The sequence below is a fragment of the Dictyobacter vulcani genome (genome assembly GCF_008974265.1).
GTDB classification, from domain to species: domain Bacteria; phylum Chloroflexota; class Ktedonobacteria; order Ktedonobacterales; family Ktedonobacteraceae; genus Dictyobacter; species Dictyobacter vulcani.
Window position 1 is genome coordinate 802265 of sequence record NZ_BKZW01000001.1, and the last position, 26265, is coordinate 828529.

Annotated in this window: 22 protein-coding genes and 3 pseudogenes; 13 read left to right on the forward strand and 12 right to left on the reverse strand. The window is 46.2% G+C overall.

Annotation, left to right across the window (positions count from 1 at the left end; translation table 11 throughout):
- On the reverse strand, positions 1-1293 hold the full coding sequence (locus KDW_RS03360; protein WP_162004913.1) for a restriction endonuclease subunit S: 1293 nt from the start codon (positions 1291-1293) through the stop codon (positions 1-3).
- Between the two features lie 11 nt (positions 1294-1304).
- Positions 1305-2843 (reverse strand): HsdM family class I SAM-dependent methyltransferase, encoded by a 1539-nt coding sequence (locus KDW_RS03365; RefSeq protein ID WP_151754657.1) that lies wholly within the window; start codon positions 2841-2843, stop codon positions 1305-1307.
- A 561-nt stretch (positions 2844-3404) separates the two neighbouring features.
- Between KDW_RS03365 and KDW_RS35755 the strand changes: the two genes are divergently transcribed.
- The 3 genes from KDW_RS35755 to KDW_RS03380 are packed head-to-tail and all read left to right on the forward strand — an operon-like array spanning position 3405 to position 4802.
- Entirely contained in the window at positions 3405-3752 is a 348-nt protein-coding gene (locus tag KDW_RS35755; RefSeq protein ID WP_151754658.1) for a transposase family protein, read from the forward strand.
- Positions 3715-4026: a transposase gene (locus tag KDW_RS03375; protein WP_126625229.1), complete on the forward strand. Its 312-nt coding sequence runs from the start codon at positions 3715-3717 to the stop codon at positions 4024-4026. Before KDW_RS35755 ends, KDW_RS03375 begins: the two co-directional genes overlap by 38 nt.
- A gap of 53 nt (positions 4027-4079) precedes the next feature.
- A complete protein-coding gene (locus KDW_RS03380) occupies positions 4080-4802 on the forward strand; it encodes an IS3 family transposase (protein WP_269822468.1) in 723 nt (240 codons plus the stop codon).
- A gap of 676 nt (positions 4803-5478) precedes the next feature.
- Here the strand turns inward: KDW_RS03380 and KDW_RS03385 are convergent.
- The 5 genes and pseudogenes from KDW_RS03385 to KDW_RS03390 all read right to left on the reverse strand — a co-directional run.
- A pseudogene (locus KDW_RS03385) lies at positions 5479-5898 on the reverse strand (transposase); the annotation flags it as partial.
- Between the two features lie 154 nt (positions 5899-6052).
- Entirely contained in the window at positions 6053-6199 is a 147-nt protein-coding gene (locus tag KDW_RS31515) for a hypothetical protein (protein WP_162004914.1), read from the reverse strand.
- 814 nt (positions 6200-7013) lie between these two features.
- Positions 7014-7169 (reverse strand): hypothetical protein, encoded by a 156-nt coding sequence (locus KDW_RS31520; protein ID WP_162004915.1) that lies wholly within the window; start codon positions 7167-7169, stop codon positions 7014-7016.
- Positions 7170-7183: 14 nt separating this feature from the next.
- The gene (locus tag KDW_RS31525) at positions 7184-7333 is read right to left on the reverse strand and encodes a hypothetical protein (protein ID WP_162004916.1); all 150 of its coding nucleotides are present in this window, start codon (positions 7331-7333) and stop codon (positions 7184-7186) included.
- A gap of 44 nt (positions 7334-7377) precedes the next feature.
- Positions 7378-7938 (reverse strand): hypothetical protein, encoded by a 561-nt coding sequence (locus KDW_RS03390; protein WP_151754661.1) that lies wholly within the window; start codon positions 7936-7938, stop codon positions 7378-7380.
- Between the two features lie 453 nt (positions 7939-8391).
- Between KDW_RS03390 and KDW_RS03395 the strand changes: the two genes are divergently transcribed.
- The 4 genes and pseudogenes from KDW_RS03395 to KDW_RS35765 form a co-directional block, all read left to right on the forward strand.
- On the forward strand, positions 8392-9486 hold the full coding sequence (locus tag KDW_RS03395; protein ID WP_151754662.1) for an EamA family transporter: 1095 nt from the start codon (positions 8392-8394) through the stop codon (positions 9484-9486).
- A gap of 7 nt (positions 9487-9493) precedes the next feature.
- A complete protein-coding gene (locus KDW_RS03400; protein ID WP_151754663.1) occupies positions 9494-10024 on the forward strand; it encodes a hypothetical protein in 531 nt (176 codons plus the stop codon).
- Between the two features lie 147 nt (positions 10025-10171).
- A pseudogene (locus tag KDW_RS35760) lies at positions 10172-10411 on the forward strand (6-carboxytetrahydropterin synthase); the annotation flags it as partial.
- A pseudogene (locus tag KDW_RS35765) lies at positions 10384-10536 on the forward strand (6-carboxytetrahydropterin synthase); the annotation flags it as partial. The pseudogenes KDW_RS35760 and KDW_RS35765, both read left to right, overlap by 28 nt.
- Before the next feature lie 399 nt (positions 10537-10935).
- On the opposite strand, the gene KDW_RS03415 reads toward KDW_RS35765, so the two are convergent.
- Positions 10936-11445, reverse strand: a complete 510-nt coding sequence (locus KDW_RS03415; protein ID WP_151754664.1) for a hypothetical protein — start codon at positions 11443-11445, stop codon at positions 10936-10938.
- 474 nt (positions 11446-11919) lie between these two features.
- On the opposite strand from KDW_RS03415, the gene KDW_RS33610 reads away from it, so the two are divergent.
- Complete coding sequence (locus KDW_RS33610; protein ID WP_233097594.1) at positions 11920-12468, forward strand: helix-turn-helix domain-containing protein; 549 nt, start codon at positions 11920-11922, stop codon at positions 12466-12468.
- Between the two features lie 14 nt (positions 12469-12482).
- Complete coding sequence (locus KDW_RS03420) at positions 12483-12932, forward strand: GAF domain-containing protein (RefSeq protein WP_233097595.1); 450 nt, start codon at positions 12483-12485, stop codon at positions 12930-12932.
- Positions 12933-13485: 553 nt separating this feature from the next.
- Here the strand turns inward: KDW_RS03420 and istB are convergent.
- Both istB and istA read right to left on the reverse strand, forming a co-directional pair.
- The gene (gene istB / locus KDW_RS03425) at positions 13486-14271 is read right to left on the reverse strand and encodes an IS21-like element helper ATPase IstB (protein ID WP_151754666.1); all 786 of its coding nucleotides are present in this window, start codon (positions 14269-14271) and stop codon (positions 13486-13488) included.
- Entirely contained in the window at positions 14268-15500 is a 1233-nt protein-coding gene (gene istA / locus KDW_RS03430; protein ID WP_162004917.1) for an IS21 family transposase, read from the reverse strand. Before istA ends, istB begins: the two co-directional genes overlap by 4 nt.
- A 105-nt stretch (positions 15501-15605) precedes the next feature.
- Here istA and KDW_RS03435 point away from each other — a divergent pair.
- A protein-coding gene (locus tag KDW_RS03435) for an IS3 family transposase (protein ID WP_371876245.1) occupies positions 15606-16753 on the forward strand; the annotation gives its coding sequence in 2 pieces (ribosomal slippage) (positions 15606-15837 and positions 15837-16753; 1149 coding nt in all).
- A 250-nt stretch (positions 16754-17003) separates the two neighbouring features.
- Here KDW_RS03435 and KDW_RS03440 read toward each other — a convergent pair.
- Positions 17004-18401 carry an FAD-dependent oxidoreductase gene (locus KDW_RS03440; protein WP_198925181.1) on the reverse strand — a complete coding sequence of 466 codons (1398 nt, stop codon included), beginning with the start codon at positions 18399-18401 and terminating at the stop codon, positions 17004-17006.
- 81 nt (positions 18402-18482) lie between these two features.
- On the reverse strand, positions 18483-21326 hold the full coding sequence (locus KDW_RS03445) for a helix-turn-helix domain-containing protein (protein WP_151754668.1): 2844 nt from the start codon (positions 21324-21326) through the stop codon (positions 18483-18485).
- Positions 21327-21815: 489 nt separating this feature from the next.
- Between KDW_RS03445 and KDW_RS03450 the strand changes: the two genes are divergently transcribed.
- The 3 genes from KDW_RS03450 to KDW_RS03460 all read left to right on the forward strand — a co-directional run bounded on the left by KDW_RS03450 (position 21816) and on the right by KDW_RS03460 (position 26257).
- Positions 21816-22646 (forward strand): class I SAM-dependent methyltransferase, encoded by an 831-nt coding sequence (locus tag KDW_RS03450; RefSeq protein ID WP_151754669.1) that lies wholly within the window; start codon positions 21816-21818, stop codon positions 22644-22646.
- A gap of 804 nt (positions 22647-23450) precedes the next feature.
- Positions 23451-24560, forward strand: coding sequence for a hypothetical protein (locus KDW_RS03455; protein ID WP_151754670.1), 1110 nt, complete (start codon positions 23451-23453; stop codon positions 24558-24560).
- Positions 24561-25648: 1088 nt separating this feature from the next.
- The gene (locus tag KDW_RS03460; protein ID WP_151754671.1) at positions 25649-26257 is read left to right on the forward strand and encodes a hypothetical protein; all 609 of its coding nucleotides are present in this window, start codon (positions 25649-25651) and stop codon (positions 26255-26257) included.
- Positions 26258-26265 lie beyond the last annotated feature (8 nt).

The following is a 26265-nucleotide window of genomic DNA, read 5'->3' on the forward strand; positions in this document are numbered from 1 at the left end:
CTACAATTTCCCTTTAAGAAACGCCTGATCGAGGATCGACATTTCAAGTTGCTCGATCGCTGTTTTCTCTTCAGCTAAAATCACTTGTAATTCGTTACAGTTGGTTAACACAAGTTCCAGATTACTCAAAATACGTTGTTGATCATCTTCATCAGGAAATGCAATTTTATAGTCAAGTAATTTCCTTTTATTTAGCCTGGGTCGCTTTTTTCCTTCACCTTTGCTCTCATCTTCCGAATTTTCTATCGCATATTGTGTAAAATGAGGTGTAAGGAGAAGCCACTTAAGAAAACGTGGCGATAATTTTACCGTTGATAGTATACGAAGAGGATAAATATCTTCTCCATGTGAACCATCAAAATTGACGTAAGCAACCCTACGTAGATCGATATCCCTCATTTGGTATAATACAGTTCCAGCTGCAAAGAGATAGGGCGGTCTCTGCACGTTGCTCTCATTCCATGTACGATTTCCTACAAGCACCCCTGTTCCTTCAGCTATGTCGCTGCCTATAATATATCGTAGTAATTTAATATCATCGATTCTGTCTATTTTTACTCTTTTTTCTACTTTTTCAAAACACTCCACAAAATCTCGAATTCTCCCTTTATTCTTCCATGTATTTCTGCTACTTTCACTAAATATATCCTCTAGTGCAGCCTCTAGTAGACGATCAACACTTTTATTCATACGTTCGTGCAGATTACAAGATATATCTAGATCTTTCATACGTGCTTCAAGACGTTGAAGAAGGAGATGTTGCGTTACTAATGAGCGATCCTCACCAGGATATGGAATAGGAATCGGAAGTTCAGCAATATCATTTTTAGTTATATAACGTTGGTTCGCTCCTTTGAGAGCATTTGCAAAACGATCTCGAACATATTTACTTTTGAACCACCAATAAATATATGCCACATCAACCTTTTGCTGGTTAAAACGTGCCCCAAAGATCTGTGCATTCGCAGATGCTTCTTCTTTCAAAATACTTGATTGTCCAGCATATGAGCCAATACGCTTAATTAATAAATCATAAGGAGCAAGCTGATATGTTGACTTAAAAGCTTTTTCGGAAATACTTCTTGTGGCATTTTCAAGAAATTTACGACCCTTGACATCTCCTCCTTCATAGAATGGTATTTTCCCTTCAATGTACTCAGTTAACCCAGATGAGGGATTCTTCCCTTGCCTAATATCTGTATCTCTATGTCCCTCGTACAATAAATCTTCAACTTTTTGCCACTTCCAACCAGACGGCAACGATACAAGCTCGCCTGCTAACATTTCTATCATCAAAAAACCTCTTACTCTATATCTTTATGAAAAGCAGATAATTGTTGATGGAATTCTTGGCTGTATTTTAACAACTGGCTTGTAAGCTCAACAGGTAACGACAAATTATCGACAGTGTGATAAAAGCGGTGATTATATTCCAGTAATATGTCGATGGGAGCCTCTGGTAAAAGAGGTTCTTCCATAGGAACATAAGAACAATGAGTTCCTAATCTATATTTGTTCTCTCGGAACGTCTCGTTATTAAAGGTCTCAATCCAGCTATTTTCAATGGATTCAGGACGTCCTTTTCCGCTGATACGATATTGTTGCCATTTTCCGCAAGCTTCCACAGCCTGAGAAAGGTACTGATCCAAAAGTGGATGCTCGTATTTCAAGCTTTCTTCAGAAGGGCACGCATTATAATAGAATGTTTCTCTAGTAGGTCCAGGCTTTCGAAAAAATAAGATTGAGGTCCTAACATCTGTATGAGGCGCAAATACGCCCGGAGGCAAGACGATAACCATCAAAAGATCACATTCTGTAAGCAATCTTTCTCGCACATCAACAAATGCAGCGATATCTCTTGTCAAGGTAGTAATTGATACAATAACGCTGGAGGTGCCACCTTCTTCAGAGATTGCATCAATAAAACTTTGTAATAGCAGAGGTTCATAATAAAGCGTTTTAAAAAAAGGATTTTTTCTTGCCTGTTCATCTTTAATAATTCCAAATGGAGGATTAGCAAGAACATAGTCAAACCCTTTAGGGAAATGATCTGGATATCCCTGCAACATATCACCATGATAAATATGCTCGACTGGCTTTCCGATAGATGCCATATTTATCGCACTGATAAGTGCACCAGTGCTATCTAATGCCTGACCGAATAGTAACATCGATTGAGAAGCCTTTTGACCATGATGGGATTTTATGTACTCATATGCTTCTATAAGCATTCCTCCCGTACCACAGGCAGGATCAAAAAATGTCTGATTTTGTTGAGGTTTGAGCATTTTTAACATTGTGTTCTTTATTTCACGGGGAGTAAAAAAATCGCGGGCGCTTGTAACCGAAATCTCCATGTCTTGAATATAGCCTTCATAAAGAGATGCAATGGCATATTGATGCTCCAAATCAAAGAAATTGATATCGTCTATTAAAAATAGCATTTCTCTTAATATATTTGGAGCATCACAAATAGGTATTTCCTTCCACCCAAAAATACTGCACAAAGTATCGTGTATTTTTAATTTAGAGGATATAGCTCTCGGCAAGGCTAAATATGTGAAGAGATCATTACGTAGAAACTCTACAATTTCCTTCCCATCGACACATGAAGTAGAGAGTGCCTTGGGAACCCATGTTGACCAGCAATAATTGCTCTCCAGAATTGGCGTGTAAAATTTCCCGTCATGTTGTGACGTTGATTTGAGAACAACGTCATAATTGTCTATATATTTGAGCAAGAGGAGCCAAGAGAGATGGGCCAAGCGATCAGACAAGGACTGCCCTTTCATCTCCTTATTCAAAAGTTGCCATGCACGCTCGATTTTTTCTTCGGGGGTCATATATACTTTTCTAGCAGAGTGATATTGCTATCATCTGACAATCATTTATAGTACTCGTTTTTTATTATATCAGATGTTCAGTTTAACGTATATCAGTACACCTAAGATCAGTGTTGGTACAAACTCTTCTATCTGCTTCAGATCACCAGATGAACAAATTTATGGCCAAATTGATCGTCAAAAGTACATGTTATACTTAGAGATGGTTGATCGGCCCTTGCCATAGAAACAGACCAATGGCAATATTGTTGAGCAAGACAAGCAGATTAGGACACTTTCGGCAAATACATGAGCTGCAACAAAGCAATGATTTTCTCTTGATGTGTTCAGCAAATGCACTGAAAAGTGCTCATATAGATAGAGCGATAGAGCAACATTAACTGATGAAGGTCACTTATTCCAATCTGTTCTAACTCTTCACTATTTAGTATAGCTCTACCTTTATATCGGTACAGCTATACTGGTTCTCCCGCACAAATAGTGCTCAGCAATAACAGGAACTGCAACCGTCCTTCGTACAAAGAAATAGAGACATATTTTTACAGACAAGGATGTATTCCAATGGTTGCTCTTCCTTTTTCTCTTGCTGATCTTCTGATCACGGATATTCCTTCTACCAATAATCATATCCTTGTTACCGCCACATCACAGCAGGAGACGGCGATCTGTCCCTCCTGCCAACACACTTCTTCTCGTATTCATAGTTGGTATCAACGTTTTCCCTACGATCTTCCCATGAGCGGGAACGCGGTCCAACTGAGGTTACGCGTCCGACGCTTTCGTTGTCTCAATACCTTGTGCCAAAAGACCACATTTACAGTTTGTAACGTACCTGGTAAAATAGACAGTGAAAGAAGAGAGGTACGGAAACATGACAGGGAAACGAAAAACCTACACACCAGAATTTAAATTCAAAGTCGTGATGGAAAGCTTTCAGCGTGAGACGACCCTGGAAGAAGTATGCCGGAAATTTGGTCTGGCCAGCTCAGTGATCAGCCGATGGCGGCAAGAATTTCAGCAAAAAGGGCCAGAAATCTTTGCCGATCAACGCGACCACAAAACGCGCAACCAGGCACAGGGCTATGCACCAGGAGAATCACCTGAGGAGTTGAAACAGCTCATTGGCGACCTGGCGGTTCAAAATGAACTGCTAAAAAAATCCCGGGGGCTACTAGGCAATTAAGCGCACATGAGAAAGTTGAGCTTGGGCGTACGCTCTGCGCTTCTGGTGGTCCGATCAATAAAAGTCAACTCGCCCGCGCCCTTGGCATTGCTCGCAGCAGTCTGTATCTGCATCCCAAGCGGCCTCACCTGGATAAGGCGTTGGTTGTCAGTATTGAGCAGTGGCATGAACACGATGATACCCTTGGACATCGTAAGCTTGCTGTACTCATCAAGACTGGAAAAAATCGCGTCAAACGGGTGATGCAGAAATATGGCATCGCCGCCCGACGCAAAAAGAAAAAGTACATCTATCCAGGCAAGGCGACGCAAACGGCTCCCAATCTTGTCCGAGAGATGACCGAGGAGAGTCTGCAACAGGTGGTATTTTCCGACATTTTTGAAGTCCATCTCGCGGATCAATCACGTGTGCGAGGGTGTTTTGCCCTCGAGAAGCAGACGCGCCAGATTCTCGGACTGGCCTTTGATTATCATATGCGGGCAGATCTGGTGACCAGTGTCATTGTTTCAATGACGTTCCACGCTCCAGGAGCCATTTGGCATAGCGACCAAGGAAAACAATATGGGGCGCAAAGCACACGAGAACTGCTGTTACAGAAAGGGTTTCTTCAATCGATGAGTCGTGCAGGAACGCCGACAGACAATGGGTTTGCCGAGCGTTTCGTTGGAACCTTCAAGTTAGCGGTAGCTGAACGCCGTTCCTATCGAACGCTGGGTCATTTCTTGCGAGCAGCAGAATCGTGGGTCAATTTTTTACAATACGATACGTCCTCATGAGGGCTTAGGAAATTGTTCACCGTTACAGTATGCTCAAACACATCAGTTGCATATGGCTCCTTTAATTTCCTTATAGGAGTGTCTCTTTTACTGGGTACTTTCAGTTGATGTGTTTGCACTTCTGGTTGGAGCGAGCTGATCTCGATCTTCTCGCATATGGATACAGATGAGTCCCGATACATGGTACGTCGAGCAAAGGCATTTCAACTTCCATTGTTTCAACGCCGAATTCTTGGTCGATCACCAGTGGACAGGCTCATCGACCCTGGACCGGAGCAAATAATCCGGATATACATATGCTCTAATCAAAATGATCGAGTAACGCCCTGAAAAGTCAGCACACAGGGCATGACACTGCTCACGATAAAGCGCATACACAGGTCTTCGCAAATGGGCAGACCACGAATCATGCAGAGGCCTCAATTTGAATGCATAGCGTCATGGGTCTTTGAGAAGACACATCAGATCTCGTTAATATGGACGAGAGTGTGAAGCAGACTATGCACATATGAGTAGCGGACTCGTCGGTTGGCAGGTTGAAGTTGTGGTGTAATGACTTTGCTTCTCGCCGTGGGCGTCGCTATGAACAATTCTATGACTGGGAACGTCAAAAAACCGATTGACCTGACCAAAATCGAACGGCTAGAACACAGCTCGCCGACTGGCTACGAATCCATCAGGTCATCCAATGACCCAGCCACGACACGAGGCTATTCAATGCAACCGCAATGGTTGCACCCACACACATCAGTCGATTAATGGCACGGATCTTGGCTAGAATGTGAGTGGAGTCGGTGCGTTGATGTTGCCGTTGCTTGAGCCAACCCCGTTCCTTGAAGAGAGCGAACATCGCATCGAGGAGGAGGTGTTCTGCTTCTCCTTGCACCAGGCGGGCGCGAAAGTCAGACAGGATGGTAAAATCAAAGCCAGGATCTGAAAGTTCTAAACTCAATGCATATTTGAGATCGATTCGTCCTCGCACAGCATCAGCCGCCTGTCGGTCAGGAAGTCCCTCCATGAACTGCACAACCGTGATGAATGCCAGATGCCATGGAGCTTCTACAGGCCGTCCATTCGGTGGTAACAAATGGGCAAACCGACGCGCAAATGTGAGCCGATCCTGGCGCGTTTTGACTCAATGACTCAGGGAGTGTAGCAGGCTTCTCAGATAAATGATAAGCCATTGAAACGAAAAAAAATAATCATTTCTTTCTTTGTTCAAAAAGCACGCATTTGAGCTCGACACCAGATCACATTTGCGTCGGCGCTAATACCTGATCCTGATAGATGGTTTCCAATGCGTCACGCATGTTCATGTAGATATTCCCTTTAAGATAGGCTGCACGAGCCACACGTACTGTTTCTTCAGTAATCGTTAACTCATGTTGCGGATACAATGTAATTATCTTTCTCCTGCTTTTCAACCTTTACGTAGATACTTTCTTTGATTTCTTATCCTAATATGTGAAAGCAAGAGAGGCTAGAAAGGTTTCCCAACAATGTCATTTGTGCGGGAGAACCAGTATACCAGGTACTGGACAAAGCCATAGCCTTTTGTCTGTGGGGTCCTCTCGCTAACACGCGCCTCCTCGCGACAAGCATCGCTTTGTGCGCATTCAGGGCATTCCCTGAAACAATTCCCTGTTGTCAATCGAAGTGTGACATACATGTTCCTCCTAGCGGCGTGGGTGAAGATCCATTCATTATTAAAAATCGTCCAGGAAACGAAGAAGACCATTAACTATGTGGGGTAAACGATATTAGAAACGGCACTCAACGCTTGCCAAAAATGGAACTGATAGGGCGCCACAAGTACCATCCATACAAGCAGTATCAGGAAAGCAGCCAGCAAGAGGATGGCAACAACATTGATATATCGGGTATGAAGGGTATGGATCATAGGAAGAGAACCTTTCTTTCTTGCTTGTGTGTGACTCTTTTTCCGTTCCTTAAAACCAGGGAATAGCAACGTCTGGGTGAATGATGCTAGCCAATGGGTGGATCTGGCTCCCTATCGTAACAAGAAGAGCGATCAGGAGCATCCAAGCCAGCACAAAGAAAAGAGTCAGGAATATCCTTAAACACAGATTAGGTAAAGCGGTCATCATGTCATCATCCTTTGCTTAAAACTAGGAAAAAACGTGTCCGGAGAGGACAGGCTGGCCAGCGAATGCGCGTGGTGAGTAAGCGTGTCATCTTCTTCCCTCCTCCTTAGTTATAGGGGAAAAACGCATCGGGGTGGATGGCGCTGGCGAAGAAGTGCTCTTGTGCTCCAGTCATACAGAGGCTGAGCATCAAGATAATCACTACGGCTATCAACACTAGCAATAGACCTATCACATGTGGCTTGAATGAAGACGTCCTCATTGCTGCTCCACTCCTTAGTTATACGGATAAAACGCGTCGAGCTGAATGCTACGGGCTAATGGTTGTACCTGGGTCGCCAGGCATAGAAACGCGATCAATACCATCAACACCACGACGATAAAGAACACCAGGAAATTCATCCGCAGGGTGTACAAACGATTCATGAACGCCTCATTCCGACATCATCAGGCTGTCCTTAGGTATACAGTTATAGGTGCAGAACATGTGTGTACCATAGCACTGATATGTCTGGAGCTATACCAGTGACGGTAAACCATGGCGATGCTATATGAGGCAGGACAGAGGCCAGGCTATACCATGGGTAAAAGGTATGAAATAGGATTGAAAGAACGATAAGCCAGGGCATAGAGATGTCTGGCTGGATCGCCTGAGCAACAGCGTACCAGGGAAAAGCCACATTGGGGTTGACGTTGATCACAGTAAACCAGGGGTACGCGACATGGGGCACGACGGAAACCAGACGATACCACGGATACGAAACATCGGGCAAAGCAGAAGACAAGCGATACCAAGAAACAACCATAGGTGTCAGGAGTGAAACCAGATGATACCACGGAATAGCAATATGAGGCACAACCGAAGTCAGGCCAAACCACGGGACAGAGATATATGGATTGAGCCGAAACGATTGAGCAACGGCATACCAGGAGAAAAATACGTGTGAAATGGCCCCGGGCACGGCAAACCAGGGATACGATATACCGGGTGCAGTACATAATTCTGAGCTGAGATGAGCGAGGATTGACATAGAAGCCTTCCTTCATACGCTAGAGGGTCCGAAAAAGCTCCCTCGTCTGACAGTACACATAAAGCCTAAGCTGTGTAGATAGAGACTGGTTGGCACGCTAACGATGATAGCGTGTGAGCGCGCTATGAGATACCTCCTTTTTTCCTGTATGACAATACTCCCTCCACATGAAACTGTTACAAGCATAGCGAATATGCAGCCGATATGCCTTTTTTAAGTGTGAAATACATTGCACAGGTGTATTCAATTTCTTGCATGTTTGTGCGCAATATGTGAGGGGTATGCAGAGACAGGAGGTCCACCTGCACGGTATGCTCTATGAGGAGGGGGAAGCAAACATCTCAGATGGTCTCGGTCAATAGGCCGCTCTTGATCATGCCTCTGCTCTTGATCGCCCGCTCCCCTCCATCCATGAAAAAGGAACGGGTATAGGAGCTGCCACTGGAGGGTAGTATGTCTATCGTGTTTGGTTTATCATCTGCCTGTATGTTCGGGCTCTTAGATATTTTCATCGCTCATTCCACCAGAACAATCGGTATACGCTACACACAAGTCCTCGCACATGTGACTGCGGCAGGGATGTTGTGCCTTTTCTTTATTGGAAGCACTTCTTCCTGGTCACAGGAGTTGTCTTTAGCGTCCCTTCCGTTGTTGCTCTGCGTTGGATGCATCCTCGGATTGGTGAGCAGTTTGACCAATCTCAGCTTATACCGCGCGCTCGCACTCGGTCCACTATCGCTGATTTCACCCGTGACGGCGAGTTATGGGCTCATCACCATGGCCCTGGCAGTGCTCTTCCTGCATGAGATTCCCTCACTGCTGGGAGGCATCCTTCTCTTGCTCATGGTCGGTGGGATGATTCTGACGATGAGCGTCACGGCACACGAAAGCAAGGTGTTCCCACATCTCACGATCTCACGCCAGATGCGCATAGTCGTGGCACTGGCCCTGGGCGTCTCTGTCGCAACGGCGGCGGCACTCTGTGTCATGCTTAGTTGGCTACAGGTAAACGGATGGTTGGTCCTGTTTTGCGTTCTTGCCGAGGGCATCTGTATGTGTCTCGCCTGCTACCTGGCAACTGACCGTTCTTTTTCATTGCTGCAACACGAATGGTCTATCCATCAGCAACAGAGTGGCTTGTTCTTCGGCATCGGTGCCATGTGCGGCTTTGGCATAGAATATTTTTTGCTCAGTCTGGCAACAGCACACCTGGGGCCGGTGCAGCCGGTTGTTATCTCTCGCCTGTTCTCGGCGCTCTTCTTATTCTGCTATGCACGCCATCAGCACGTTACTGGGTGGGGTAACATTACACTGAAACAGTTTGGTTTCATCATGCTGATTGGTCTCTTTGATGTGCTTGGGACCATCTCCTACGATATCGGTTCACGCGAGAGCACCCTCTTGGTCGCTGCGCTCTCCTCGCTCTATCCACTTCTCCCGTTCCTGGTAGGCGTACTGTGGTATCGAGAACGTATAAAGCTCCCTCAGTGGGCTGGGACGGGCATTATGCTCCTCGCAATGGTTGGGCTATCGCTCGTTGGAAAGTAGGGTATGTATGATTGCATTTTCCTTTGATCGTTCCTATGCAGCCTCATCTCTTGAAGGTGAAACTACAGCACAGGTTCCTATCAGTGTATTCTTAGGGGCAATTGCCCTGTGCCTTGGAATAGGATGTCTGCTCTTCCTTCCACTCACTCCGCCATATCAGCAAATTGGCGCTCATTACATTGCAGCGCTGTTACCCCTGCTTATTGTCTGGTGGGCCATCGTGATTCCAACTGTGACCTACTGGCTTTTCCAGCAGGTTGTTGCCACCAATCGGTACATACCACAGGAAGGGAGCACGTTCCACGAGCCTGGAGTGGCAACGCTTGACCGTACAGAACTCCAACCTGCGTATCGCTGGTCTGCTGCTGCCTTACAGCAGAAGCAAGACGTGCTCATTGTCCACATGCCACTGCAGCACGCGTCACAAACAACTCGCGTGGGGATGACTGGACTCATACCTTCAGGTATCAACTCTGGGGATCAGACATCGTGCACACGCATGCCTGTCACACTCCCAGAAACCACCAACACAAGTTAGCCCTGATACGAACCTCGATCTCTGGAGCGGCCTGACTGCGCTCACACATCTCAGTCGTTTCTACGTGCTCTACGGAGCACTGCAAACAAGAGGAGGTAGATATACCATTATTCCCAAAGAATGTACCTTTGAAGCCGCCATCGCCAGCCCAATCATCGGGGGAAGTGCCGTCATGCTCATGGTCATACGTATCGATTACAGGTCAGCTTGCGCAAGCCAGTCATCAACTCGCCAAGCAAGGCACGTGATGGGATAGTCAAGAATGGTGATGAGCGCAAGACTACTATGCCACCATTCTGGAACAGCCCTCCGATGAAGGCTCATAATGGGAGGCAGCACAGGCAAGGGCAAAGGGAAGAAGGGATCACCATGAGCTCACTGTCCTGACGGATATTCGCACCACAGCCGAGAATCTGGCGTACGGGATCTGGAATGCCTTGCTTACTGGCGGTATTCCCTCTGACACGCTGTACCGCATCAGAGTATGGGAAACCGAAAAAGGATATGTGTAGATTATGCATGTGGAACATGAGCAAGTGTAGAGGTGATAGCTGCCATCCAGAGCAACGATCTCCCCATCTCTGCCTATCAAGCCCGTGGCATGCGCACACCAGGCCTCATAACCTCCACAACGATGCGCAGCAACGGGTGCACCGAGCGCAAACGTGCTCATGGAGATCCTGCACATGATTGTAGAAACGAAAGCAAAGATGCATTCCTCGTTCTGAAAGGAATGCATCTTTGCTTCTGGTATCTTGTTCCCATGCGTGGCTGATCTGGTGCATAGAGCCGTTCTCAGGCTTGTGGGATGCGAAAGGCTCAAGGGACTGATCAAATCTATACGATCGCTTGCTGCACATATTTATTGGTCGGCAAGAGTCGAGATGAGAAACGCCCTTGCCCCCTCTGTTCTATACCAGGGCACCCAGACGCCACGGTTCAATCGGCATCTCTGAGGTACCGATGGGTGTCTGCGCCAGGCGCTTGAGCATGTACCCTGTTTCAGTGATGGCGACAACGTTAATGCCAAATTCCTGCATTTTGAGCCGCACTCGCGAGAGAACACCTCGCATGGGACGAACACATTCGTCCCATTGCCCTTCTTGTTGGGCCATATGAAGGCGGAGACGGGAGCTATCGATATCGCTCGAGGTGGGCGATCCTCCATGAAAGTGTGCAAGCAACTGTTCATAGGGACAATAGTGGGGATAATTTTGCAGAAGTGGGATCAATACACACAGTTCGCTGGCGGTAAATTGTTGCTCCCTCAGCAACACGGGGCCTGGGGCCAGATGAGATAACGTTCCCAGATGTGGGTTGAAAACCAGGACATGACCAGGTTCGAGGAGCGCAGTGAGACGAAATGGTATCATGTCATTGAGACTCGATGGATAACGTGCTTTACGCGTGAGACTACCCATGAGAGATGCATCCTCCTTTTCCAAAAGCGATCTGGCATCCACACTCTGCGAGCAGTGCAAGTGTAGAAGGACATCCATACACGATACAAAAACCTTCTTTTTCCACTACCGTTGGGCGTGCTCACTCACTCACCACACGATCCAGGCTACACCCCCCATTCAGACGAGCGAGCAGCCCACCACCAATATACCACAGAATGATGCATTTGTCAACGAAAATTGATACGTGATGCATCATCACATGATGCATTGAGATGCATTTCTATCAAAAAACCAGCTGCATGTGAGCCATGGGAAGTGTCTCCAAACCGGAGTTAAGAAGTGTCACATCACGACAAAGGAGCGTATTTTCAGGTACAATAGAAGGAAGGCACATGAGAACACAGTGTCGCTTTCTCAGTGGCTATTGGCAAAAGGTTGACGATGCGCAAGAGCATGTTCTATGCTAATGGCAACATATCCATGAGGACAAAAATGACAATAGAGCCAGCAGCCTGGCGTCGATATCTCGACGACCTGATACGACGAATGTCATCAGCAGAAAAACAGCGCTTGTATACAGAGGTTGGTGTCACACGCACCACGGTGCAACGTTGGCGAAATGGCGAAAATACACCTGATCCATCACATGTACATCGACTGCTTAATACGCTTCAACACGAAGAGCAAAAACAGCTGCGTACGCTCATGCAAGACGATCCCACACTACAGATGCCTGAAGAAATGCTTACGGATGAGTTGTTACATCATATTCCTCACCATGTCTACGAAGAGGTCCTTCGCCTAGCCAGGGATGCCCCAAACCAATTCTGGTTATTGGGAGGAAACATTGTGTTTCATGCTCTCTCGCAGTTGGAGACCACTCCTCAGGAAACTGGTGTGGAGGTTCTCATTGCCCGCTGTATGCCCCCGGAGAAGAGGACGGAAAAATTCGTTCATTATGGGTCTCTGCAGGCAGAGGAACACCTCCATGGCGAACAGATTTCCACAGCAAAAATTATCTGCTCGGAGCTGAGTCGCTAGGAGGCACCGTGGTCATGCAACGGCACAGTATCATGGTCTCAGATGTGCATGATCCCCACACCATTATGCCATTCTACAGTCAGGAACACGAATACAGTTGTGCGGCTGCGCCTATTATGCGCGGAGGAAAGGTGGCAGGGGCGCTCATTGTCTCTTGCCGTGCGACGCATTTTTTTACCGAGGAAAAGCTTATCCTCCTGGAGCGCTATGCGGACTTGATACAGATGGCGTTCTATGATGCGGATTTCTTCGACGCTTCCCGTATTGAGCTGGCCATCTTACCTGATTGGAAGACGCAGAACACCTATTTTTCCTCGTTCCGTCAGCGCGTGAGTGATGAGTACAAACAGTCGTTGCCTGGGCAATCCATGCAAGAATTAACCACGATCGAAACACGCGTTCGTCAGGCACTAGAGAAAGAACTCATACAACTGGGCATGCTCTCAAAGAACCCAAGCAGTTAAGATATGGGGCTATAGAGCTTCCTTTTTCTCAGTGAGACACTGTGCACGACACTATTGGCTTCGTAAAAATGCTCATGCACAACACACATATTGAAGTGCACCATGTGCTCTTGCTGGTGTCCCTCGCGTCTCCAACACGCGACCTCCTACAGGGTAACCAGGATAAAGGTAAGAAAGAGCCTGGTTGGTGCAGAGCCTCATCAATCGAACAAAAACCATGATGTGCATGGTCTATGAATATCGAAATTTTTCCATCTCCGTCTCCGCATTCATCGGGGAGAAACTGAATGAGAGCACCTCATCATGCCCCTCCGATGAAGACGGTACTCACCGCGTGAGGCGATATGAGAGTGAGCTTGCCCCAGTTTGAAAGAGTCCCGAAAGCTGAGGTATACTAAACCAAGCTTGGAAAAGGGATGGATCAATGGGCAAGAATCAAAAGGTCTACACACGAGAATTCAAAGATGTCAAGGCCGATGCATTTGCGAGCCGGTCGAAAATTGGTCCCCTCTCATAAAATGACTTCCTGAAAATATTCTGCCACAAACGCCGACTAACGAACGCCAGTTGACGGTGCGCCGATGGGTGTGCGAGCCGGTTGGGTTGAGATATCCACACGATCGCCCTGTCGATCTTTCATGCGATAGCTACGCCCATTGATTGCAATGACCTCTGCATGGTGCAAGAGTCGGTCGAGAAGGGCTGTGGCCAGGACCTCATCTCCCAGTAGGTTTCCCCATTGAGCAAAACTGGTATTGGATGTGAGAATGATCGAACCATGCTCATAGCGAGCCGTCACGAGTTCGAAGAAGTAGTGAGCTTGCTCCTGAGATAACGTGGTGTAGCCCACTTCGTCGATCACCAGCAAACTAGGAGCGATGTATCGTCGCAAGCGTTGTCGCATCAGCCCTGGATGTGATGCGCTTTCGAGCGCTTGTGCCAGTTCTGCCAACGTGGTGAAGAGCACAGAATGCCCTTGCGTGAGTGCTTGGTTCGCCAATGCCAAGCTCAGATGTGTTTTGCCGGTTCCTGGAGGGCCCAAAAAAATCACATTGGTGCCTGTTCTGACAAAGGAAAGATCTGCTAGTTCTCGCAGGTGCCTCTCTGAAAGGGTTGGCTGAAAGGAAAAATCGAACCCATCGATTGTCTTCTTTCCGGGAATACGCGCTGCTTTGAGGCGCCGAGCCATCGCCTTGCGTTCGCGTCCATCCAATTCAGCTGTCAGAGCACGTTCAAGGAACGTCTCATAGGTCCATTGTTCGCGACGAGCATGCTCCAAAAGCTTGGGCAGGACCATCTCCAATTGGGTCAAGTTGAGTTGTTTGTAGGCTCCGCTCATGCTGACACCTCCTTGACTGCTTCGACCCCACAATACTGATCATACTCTTGTAAGGAACGATGCTCCACCTCAGGAGCCGGTTGCAGGTGGCCAACGGGGACCGGGACGCGACGCGTTTCTGAGACGGATGCCACTGTGCTCCACTGTTCGGCATGGGGAACGCTGTCTTGAGAACGAGGTCGCTTGGCGATTTCAAACACCTGAATGCCCGCCGACCAGAATGACACCACCCCTTTGCGCTCACGTACCTGCACGAATCTGCCTGCTAGTTCGAGCGCACCTGGCAATCCATAGAGGACACCATCGTAAGAGACATACCCATCCCAGGTGACTTTACGTTCTTCGGTAGCAAAGCGTTCCCAGGCAAAGGCCTCTGGTAAGGATCGAAGCTGCTCTTGAGCGAGTCGATCAATCGGACGAGCGTGGGTAGTTCGATGAACGCGAGCGTTAATGCGCTCACACCATCGATAGGCTTGACGGTTGAGATCATCGAGATCTGTAAAGGCCACTCCTGCCCAGAAACTTTTTTTGACATGGCTGACTGTGCGTTCAACTTTGCCTTTGGTCTGTGGAGTGTACGCTTTACAGACACGTGCTGCAACGGCGATAGAAACCATGAAATCGGCAAAACGAGGGTTCCAACGTGGTTTGTTGTCTTCCATTTCTAACAGCACGCTCTTCATGCGATCGGTGAGTGCGGTCTTGGTTAAGCCACCAAAGTACTCAAACGCTTCCATTAAGCAACGGATGAGGGTTGGTGTGTCACACCGTTTGACAAAGGTCACAAAGCGCATGCGGGAATAACCTAAGATAGCCACAAATCCATAGAATTTATGTGAAATGCCATCGTGTTCATAGACAAACTCGCCCCAATCAAATTGGACTTGTTCTCCCGGTTTTGTTTCATAGCGCTGCACGGGAGCATGGCCCGCGATCGCTGGTCGCAGTGGATGAACATATGCTTTGAGAATGCTGATGCCTCCTGTGTATCCTACTTTCTGCAAACGTTCAAAGAGAACCTCGCAATTGGTGCAATGGTCTTCCATGACCCATCGTTTGATCTGCTCATGAAAAGGATCAAGTTTTGAAGGTTGTTTGGAGCGCGGTTTCCGGATAACTGCCTCTGGATGTTTGAGATATTTGCGCGTGGTTGTCCGCGAAATGCCCAGCTGCTGAGCAATTTCCTGGATGGACTTCCCTTGTGCGTGCAAATCATGTATGGTATTCACTGTCTGACTCCTAAGCATGGCTGTTCTCCTGGGGATTTGATTTTGTTATCCTCCAGCTTACAGCCTTCTTGGGGGTTGGTCAATTTAACTCCGGCTCAGTATACCATCGGCGCTAATAAAGAAGAAGCGGTGCGACTAGCACAAACGTCAGGTAAGCCGATCACGCAAATAGCGCGGGAGCTGGGCATCTCCGACAGCGCGATCCATAGTTGGCGCAAGGAATTAGCGGAACATGGATCAGAAGCATTTCCAGGAAAGGGACATCAAACAGCCTTAGAAGAAGAAGTTGCGCGTTTGAAACGGGAATTAGGACGCGTGCAACAAGAGCGTGACATTTTAAAAAAAGTAGTGAGCATCTTCTCTCGGGACCAGCGATGAAATATCAATTCATAGAAGAGCACAAGCATGAGTTCACAATAGTAGTGATGTGTGGTGTGCTCGGGGTCTCGGAAAGTGGCTTTTACGCCTGGCGCAAACGTCCAACCTGCCGACGGAAGCAAGAAGATGCTCAGTTGACTCAGGAGATCAAGCAGGTGTTTGAGGTGCATCAGGGAAGATATGGTGCACCGCGTATCTACAGAGATTTGCATGATGAAGGGATGAGCTGTTCACGGAAACGAGTGGCCAGGTTGATGCGAGCAGAGGAACTGTCAGCCAGATCCAAACGCCGTCGGGTGATAACGACAAAGAGAGATGAAGCACATCCAGTTGCTCTCAATCTCCTCAATCGTGATTTTCATGCGGAAGAGCCAAATAGGAAATGGGTTACGGACATTACGTATATTCCGACAAAACAAGGATGGCTCTATCTTGCAGCGGTCCTGGATTTGTATTCACGAATGGTTGTAGGATGGTCGATGTCAGGCAGTTGTGATGAGAAGTTAGTAGAGCACGCGCTTGAACACGCTCTGGCTCGCCGTTGTCCTGATGCTGGACTCTTGCACCACAGTGATAGGGGAAGTCAATACACATCGCATGCATATCAGGCATATTTACAGCAATATGGAATACGGCCAAGCATGTCACGAAAAGGAAATTGTTGGGACAACGCAGTAATGGAGTCATTTTTTGGAACATTAAAAGATGAATGTGTGAGAGAGACATTCTATTCGTCACATGACGAAGCAAGATCAGCGCTTTTTGTCTATATCGAGGCGTATTACAATCGAATTCGTCGGCATTCGACGTTGGGGTATATGAGCCCATTACAATATGAGCGTATGAGAGTAGTACCTATGTTACAAAGCATTTGACGTATTACATTTTCTATAGTAAAATATGTACGTATTACGTTACGTACGTACGTATAAACGTTTTTTGTTCCCCTCAGCTCTCACCACTGGAGACTCTACAAAAACGGGGCAATCTCAGAGTCATCTTTTTCATGGAAGTATTGTACAAAAGAGCTGAAGTTTTGACAACAAACAAAGGCTAAAGCCCATGAGAAACACACATCTCCACCTGAGTTCAAACCACAACAGCCTGACAGCAGGCGATGCTTTGTCAAACAGGAGGACGACCGGCTCTCCTTCCCTTTATGTATCGTTCCATATACGTCGCTACATCGTAACGAAAAAGGACACGGAATAGAAAGGATGGATAGATAAGCGCCAAGGGCGATTGAAGCATGTGGACAATCTTCACAAAAACGAGCAGAACATGCTCATCCACAGCAAGTAACAGAGTAACACGATCCATATATTGACGCATAATACTCCCGCGAGTTTGCGCGCCTGCCAGTTCATCATCCGAACGCATACCCTGATCCACCAGCGTTGCCAAAAGCCAGGGCATCCGTACAATTCGTGCACACCTACGATGAAATCGGCGAGATAAGGCTTCCCTACGCATTCGCTTCAAACAAGCTTGTAATGCAAGAGATTCAAGAGCTGCTACAGTCATACCTTGCCCATACACAGGATTAAAGCTGCAAAATGCATCTCCCACGATAAGCAGATTCTTAGGAAAGCGCTTGAGCTGTTCATAATGACGCCATCGATTGGCCATTCGTCGATATCCATAAATAGGGCTTATGGGTTTGAGATCTCTTATCATCTCATATAGGCTTGGATCAGGGAGCGCATTGGCAAAGGCAAGATACCCCTCATCTGTCTGGGGTGGATAGTCCCCCCGCGTGCCAGCCAAAACGACCTCCAACCGTCCCCCTTCCAGCGCAGTCAATGATCCCGACCGTCGTCCACCGGCAGACTGAATAGAGATGAATTGGTATAAATCGTCTCTTCGATGAGCAGGTGATGCATAAAAACGTGACGCATAGCCAAGGGAGACATCAACGATCGTTTCTTGAGGCACATCACAGCCAAGTTCTTTTAGCCATTCAGACGCACGCGAAGAGACACCACTCGCATCCACAACAAGATCAGCTGCAAGTTCCTGAAGAGCAGGATCATCCCCATGATTGCGCGTCCGAAACTGGATACCAGTCACGAAAGAAGTATGAGCATTATACAAAAGGTGAGTAACTTCATACCCTTCCAAAAGCTGAATCGGATAAGATGCAAGCAACTCTTGACGTATTTGCCACTCTAAGAGTGCCCGAGAGCACAGCCAACCATCCAACCGCTGGGAAACCTGGCAACGAGCACGATAATAATAGAGGGATTGCGAACCATAATCATGAGGTAGCGCACCCTTCTCCAAAAGATGCTTTTGTAAATGAGGGAAAAGCTTGTTAAGAATATGCTGCCCACGCAACAGAAAAATATGGAGTTGCCGGCCTTGTGGCACTCCTGGCCGCAGCCCAGGCTCATCGGGATAACAATCCCGTTCAATAAGCGTGACCTGCTGATAATGGTCGGCCAGGACCCGAGCAGCTAGCAGACCCGCTATACCTCCACCAATGACGATGGCACGGCCCTGGGGAAGATTATTTCGCACCATTTCTATCATATTCCTCGCCGTTGTTCTATCCCATGGTCTACATGCAATAAAGCACAGACCATTTTTCTTAGAAAAATACAATCACATTAGGCTTGTTTCATCTACCTGATTATCAAAATGAGCATTACCAGCAGTTGGAATACCAACGAAATACTCTAGTAATAACCGATGCATAAATATATAGCCACCACCAACTTTCTGCAGGAGAATATGTTCAGCAATATCATCCAGAAAATGCACTACATTAAGAGGCAAAACGCCCAGCCTCCATAAATACCAACGCAGAATGTAATGCTCTATCATAGCGATACCGCCACAAACAAGCCAAAACTCACAGAAAAAGTAGATGCTAAAGACAACCCCAAACGCAATACCAAGAATCCCTCCAGAGTTAAGCTCGCCAATAAAACCGAAACTAACGCCGCAGACAAGTCCACTCACTATGCCTCCGATTGGACCAAAGATCACCGCAGACAGCAATGCGTTTTGCCCAGAAAGGGTGATTCCCACATTCGGTCGTAAATGGCGGCGATCTAAAAGAATATCGCTCGACCAACCGCTCCTGATCATTATGGTCAACATATGCGCCAACCCGACAATGAGGCCAATGATAACCCCATAAATAAATCCAAAGCGCAATCCATAACGCCACCCATGGAAAAGACTACTCATGCCCCCAATCAGAATCCACCCACTCCCGATACAGAAAAGAATAAGAAAAAAAGAATTGCCAACACTCTTCCATAGCCCTTGATACATCATCCCCCACTTCCAATGAACGACCTCGGCAGGGGTAATTGTCACTTGTTCTGGGTGGATCAACTCCAAACCATACTTTATACGCATCAAAAAGAAATCAAACACCCCAACGCTCAATCCAATCACACACCCATAGGACAACGCCGGGGCAAGAAGCTCACCTTGCGCCTTATACGCGATCACAAAAGTAACGAAACTAACAAGAGCGCAGACAACACTATTCGCACATGCCATTGGTATAGAGTCAGCCGGTCGTTCACTTTGACTGCTCACAGATCTCAACAAGAACATTATTGAGGTAAGATAAAAGAACAATAGTCCACAAAAAAGAGCCAGACTTATTGCCTGCCCCTGAAACTGTTCCGTTTGACTTACCCGAAAAACTATCCAAGCAATACCCCCGACAAGAGCAAAAACAAGCAAGCTAATACAGAACGCGGTCCATAGAGCTTTCCCGATCTTTAGCGTCAGGTGAAATCGTTGGTTGGAGAAGACGCTTATAATAATAAGCGAGGTTAATACAATCCACATCAAAGATAAGCTTGCCGTTCCCTGGAAAATCCCTCCCAAGCCAGAGGTCATCCAACCCAACATCCCACGACTATCAAGAAAAAAGGGGAATCCTGGAGTTAATACCCCTGGACCTCGTAAACACGAGATAAACCCGCAAGCCAAAGTGCCTTGAAAGGAAAAGAAAAAGCGAATAATCGTATCCCGGAAACGGCCCCTGCTAAAAGGTCCATCTACAGGCAACCAATCCGGTTGTAAGGTCTCGACATAAAACTCCGATTGATTATGCTCTCTCATCTGACGCGCCAACCAGGACAGACTGGTCTTCACCTGGTCTGTTGTATATCGACCAGATCTTCTGCGGGATAAAACACGTTGCACGTAATGCTCGAAGACAATATGCCGCCTCTCTTCCACCGTCTCAACAGCAAGTACCTCATCGAGAGACACGTTCCGATACACCTGCGTCATAACACTAAGCATAAGAGGATTCGATATCATCTCAATAAGTAATGAGTCATGTTGCAGTGCTGCACGCAATGCAGCGAATACCTCGCCTTGTGTCAAGAGGTATGCATCAATCTGTTCGGAAGAAAGCGCTTCCAGAACAACTGCATCTCCCAGCACTAACTTGGTCGACAATTGCATATAATCTTCACTACGGCAACACACCACCATTGGCAATAATCCATGCTGCTGACGATAAGTGTTAATCGATATAACGCACTCATCTCGCACACGATCTGGCACCTCATCCAGCCCATCAAGCAACGGCAAAATATCATCCTGCTCAACCCACATCTGAGCCAACTTCAAAGGAACTTGATATTTCGCATTCAATTCATTAATCAACCACTGAGAAAGTGGGAGCTTTTTTTGCGACCATGAGGCAAGATTGAACATCACCGGGATAGGCTGCTTCACATCAACAACAGCACGTTCAATCAGCTCGCGAGCCAGGATGAGCAACTGGGTTGTCTTTCCGGCCCCCGGCCCTCCCAGCATCAGAAGTTCGCTCCCGACAGAGTCGTACACCTGTATCATTGTCGTTCCATCCGGAAGAGATAAGTGAGAAGAAAGAGGAGGCACCTCAATTCCACCGTGCCATAGATTAGCCACATCCCACGGACGCATACGTAACCGAAGCGTAATCAATGGAAAGGTTGCTACACGATCAAGCAATCCTGTTATCCAGCGAGATTTGACCCGATTGAGCATGCGACGACGATTCTCATCAGGCAAAAACAATTGCTCCCTGTTGTCTACATGAACCGTCTCCTGTCGCTCAGACCCATCCTCATCACCTCTCTTCTCACCCTGATTTCTCTTCTTCACTTCTGTCACTGAAGGCGGGACAGGCTGCAAGGGAAGCAACCCAAGCGCCTCAGGCGTCTCGCCAAGCACTTCGGAAAGCCGTGCGATATACTTTATCGAAACAGTTCTTTTCCCCTGCTCCCATCGACGAACCGTTTGCTCCTCCACGCCAACCAACTCAGCCAATCGTCCCTGAGTAAGCCCTTGCACCGTTCGAATCCGTCGCAAAATATCTTTCGTCTCCTGAGATCTCTGAATATCCCGTTCTTTAGACATATTGTATACCTCTACAGATGTCTCTACGATACATATCCCTATGAATAGATTTTCTATATCTTCCATCAAAACCTCATTGCTATATTATAACTTTTATCAGCAAGTAATATTCTACTTTGCCGTATGTTCATTATTATTTAGGTAAAATTAGCTATTTGATAGGTAGTGGATAGGAAATGGACAGGTAGTGGCACTTCCTCAATAGGTTGCATTTATACATAATTAAAGCAAGAGGAAGATCAACTCGTGTCAACATGACAAAAAGGAGACATAAATAGAAGTAACCACAACTTTACCAATCTAGATTCTGCAAATGATCATCTATACACATTGTCGTTTGAATCGATTCTCTTCGCATTTCTAACTTATATCTTTTAGTGGGGCAGTGATCACCTGTCCTATAAAGCCACTTTACGCAGTATCAGAAACCAGCAGGCCTGACACATAACTTTTTGTCTCAGCACGAAAAATGTGAGCCTTTTACGCCGAAAAGTTATGTGTCCAGGTGTACATGTATTACTTTTTCTGTAAGTGCGAATATAGGAAGGAGTTGCGATGTTATCAAAAATCCAAGCACATGACGATACCATTGAAATCGCACGATTGACCAACAAGCACCCTCTCTTAGTCACCTGTTTAGGTGGAGTTCTGCCTGGAGTCTCTCAAGTATTTCCCTCTCCCACCAAAAACATTACAGCTATTCTCGACGTTGCCTGTGGCCCAGGAGGCTGGATGTTTGAATGTGCTAGAGCATATAAACATGCGCATATAGTTGGTGTTGACACACGTGAAACCATGGTCCGGTGCGCCTCACAGAGAAGCAAACGATATCCGAACATCCAGATATTTCACCTATCATCCTATCTCGATTTTTCGCGCTTCCAGGATGCATCCTTTGATATCATCTCTTTCCAATGTACCAACTTGCATGTATGTTATGAACAATGGATACATTTACTGAGAGAATGTAAACGCATTCTCAGAAAAGGAGGCTGTATTCGATTTACGGAATTTGAACATGCACACTCAAATTCTCCAGCGCTACAAAGGTGGAACACGCTCTATGAACAGATAGAGGATTTAGGTGCATTTCCTCTTCGAAACCAGAACTGGTTCTATGAATTAGAGCCTCTCCTTGCCCCTGATTTTCTAGAGCCTCTTCTTCTGCCTCATCTCATCAATTTTTCCTATGGAGCACTGGTCTACGAAGGATGGACGCACGATCTACTTTCGCAAGCACAACAATGCTTACCAATCATGGTACATCATGACTTTATCACCCAAGAGCAGAGCGTTTCTCTTTTGCGCCAAATGCAGTTGGAGTTTGCTCTTCCAAATTTTCATGCCCTACAGTATGGAATGACCATCTGGAGACGAAAAAACTAGTGATGCTGACCTTTCAATATATGTTCCATAGAGCATGGCAGCAATATTTTGCGTAGCTCCATTCTAAGGAAGAAACTATTAAATAGCAGGTACTCTTTCAATTCAGACCAAATAAAAAGGACATTCTGGACAGGTACCCTCAGAATGTCCTTTTGAGAGGTACTACTTCTGCCAATGTCTCATTGGAAACCAAATAAATGTGGTGTTTCCACTGCTCCAGAGGGAGGCATACCCTATAGGTTGCAAAGTAGCTGTACTATCCTTCCCGCTGGAGTGGGTCACAATCCCGTCCCAACTAGAGGTCACCCTCACGCTTGCCTCCTCTGGAATCATCGTTCACGAGGCATGGACAGACGTCCCCCTCCTTTCCCTCACAAAAAAGCTTTATCGCTAGTGCCTCTATTTATTTTGGACCAAAAGAGACTGGACACTGGTCTGGCGTTGTGAAACGCACAGAGAAAGAAGTGAAGGGAATGGGTCATGGAAAACAGGGCAACAAAGATTTTTGGTGAGGCAATGTGCATTACCAATACGCGCTCAAAACACACATAAATGCTCAGTTTCGAGGGTTCGTAACAAGCTTACTCATGCAAAACTAACAAAGTATTACTAGAAGTCTGGCAAGATCAACATACGAATCTGTGGACATGTGGAACAAACATGCTCGTGAAGACATCTGACCTCATAAATAACTTCTTCTTTTTACCGGCAATTTCTCCATTTCCGGTTACTAATATTTATGTCATAATAAAAAAGCAAAGGCTGTAATTGCCTATGCTGCGAAGAAAGAAAGGATGCGCCCAAATGGAAGAGAACAATCAAGGAAAGATCTGCGCGCAATGTCACCATGAAAAACTGCGTGCTACACATTTTTACCGGACAAAAAATGGTAAAGATGGGTATATGAAAATGTGCAAAGACTGCTACAACGCGAATAAAGAGGAAACCGCACGGCGATCACGGTTGGAAATGGAGCACAGACAACAGGAAAGAGAAAAACAACAACAAGATTTGGAAGCCCAGAGGCTACGCCGTGAAGAGCGAGAACAACAAATAGAATTGCGACGTCAGGAACAAGCTGCATGGCTGACGGAACAACCAGCTCGTAAATGTATCGCTTGTCACCAAATAAAGGATGCGGCTGATTTTGGCTACTCAGAACTAATACCAGATCCTCGTGGCAATTGGGGTCCCCGATTACATCAGCGCTGCAAGACTTGTCACAAAAAATATCAAGACAAAAATCTTATCCCTTGTGTGCTCTGTTCTCAAGCCATCAAATCCCCCATGGGATATTTTGATGGATATAGGTTGGATGGTGGTGGAACACGTATATTTCTCTGCTGTAAGGATTGTGAAGAGAATTTTTATGCACTCCCAATGCATAAAATACAGTTCTATATTCGTGCTCGGGTAAATTTGCTATTTCCATATCCCCAGGTCGTCTACGCAGAGGTGGATCCTCTCACCCACCAAATACGCTATATTGGGCGTACAGGCCATGCAAAGCGTCGCCACAGCGAACATAAACGAAATATTCACCAAGTACAGCCACTACTGAGACACTTTGATCATGAAACAGAGGAATATACCGATATGCCGTGGACTTCACGAGCGAACTGGATGTTTGAATTGAAACAACAGGGAAAGGAGCCACTTCAACGTATTCTTCTGGATTTACCAACGCCAGCCTATATTATTGAGTATGAACAACGCTATATCTTACACTCTATACAGCAAGGATGGCCTATTTTAAATCATGAAGCAGTGTTAACATCACTCAGCCAAAAGGTAAAAAGCGCATCTATCGATTTTCTTCAGGCATCTTTTGATGATTTGATAAACGATGGATGGTTCTCTAAGCGTGGCATTGAGGCATTTATTCGAGAACGGTATCCTACAAACAAGCTGTAATTATCAAACAGCAACGTCTATGAGATCAGTTTTTGCATGGGCACGTTCTTCCTCAGAGAACCATGCCAATAGTCACATCCTATCAATAGTGTATGCGCACTAAAGGACTGTGTATTAGAGCGGCGATCATTAGCATAACCAGTTTCTATTGGTGTGTGAACTGCCATTTCCTGTTTCTAGGAAGAGTTTCTGAACAAGAAACATTCATAGTCAAAAGGGTTGGCTCACTGGAGCGATGTCATGTGATAGAGCAATCGTTATCGCTGCACCTCGGAGATCTAGTGAAGGTCTAAGTAACGGTTGCTTTTATTTCATCTGTCGCTACTCTGGCTGCCTTTAGAGGTCAGTAATTACTTACTTCGGCGTATCTTGATGTTAGGTGGCCCATGGCCCAGAAATTTTTGTTATTCTCGGTTTGTCGTCTTCGAGCTCTTTCTAAAGGAGGTAGATTGAGAAAGGCTTGGGCCAATACAGATCAACGCGTATCGAACTGGCTTTCGCCGCAGTATTGGCGCTCTCAAGGAGTTGCTCCTTCGGACCAAAGATAGCCTGTCGTGCTCCTGCATAGGTACAAAGATTGATATCAAGCACCCTATCTGCGGGAATGACGACCTCGAGTTGGTCACCAAGAAATTGCCAAAGCAGTAAAGTTGAGGGTCAAACGGCAGTGTGACATCAACATTGGCCAAGACAACCTTGCAGACAGTCATCACCTAGTCTTTGCGATGATCCTGCTCATACATCGTTTACTCTTTGGCTTCAAGATTTTCCAATGCGCAGTAGTTCACACCTTGATGGACATTTTTCCAAAAAATCTCTCTGCGGCTTCTTGCATTGCAGGGACACTTACATTTCCATTGTTTCAGCCTACATTCAAAAATATAATGCAACTGAGCTGTTCTCGTGAATATTTACTTTGTAGCCCTAATTAATTAAGATTAATGAATGATGACCGTATAGTAGTATGACAATATTTTCATAAACAATGATTTCAATTGCCATATATACCCTAATTGCTATATATTAATGTCCCATACTATAAAATACATAATCATACTATTCAGTTGCTCTAGAAGAAAGGCTGCGTTATGAAAAATTCTTTTGATGAGACTAATAATCAGCTTGCGCAAGCATCATACACTTCCTGGCAGAAGACTCTTTTAGATGTCCTTCGCTCATATAAAACCTTTCCATTATTTGATTGCGGAGAGAAAAACCTGAAAATTGATGCAGACGCTTTTGCCCGCCAATTCCTCACACAAGTAGAAGATCATCCGGTGATTGATGAACAAGTTCCGAGTAAATTTCTTTCTGTTAATTTTGGCAGCAGGAAAAAACGTCAACAATTTTTTACGTTAACAAAAGATATTCAGCTTCTTGTTCAAGAATTGTTTGAGGATCAGGTACAACAAAAATTTCCGAATATTTCCGCCGAAGAGTATTTGGTTCGACTACTTACTCCACTTGCTGGCAACACGCACCATACTCTTGCACCAGGGCTACAGTATCCTTTTAAAAATCCATCATCACGCGAACCCTCTCTACAGCAACTTACCCTAGACACTAGCGACCCTAAAAATCCTGTGCTTTTTCAAGGCCATACAGCTACGATTACCATCAAGAAAACTCAGCAATTTTATGCTGAATTAGAACCCACATTCCGCAGGGTAATTGACAGGAAATCTAAAATTCGATAAGGTAGTCT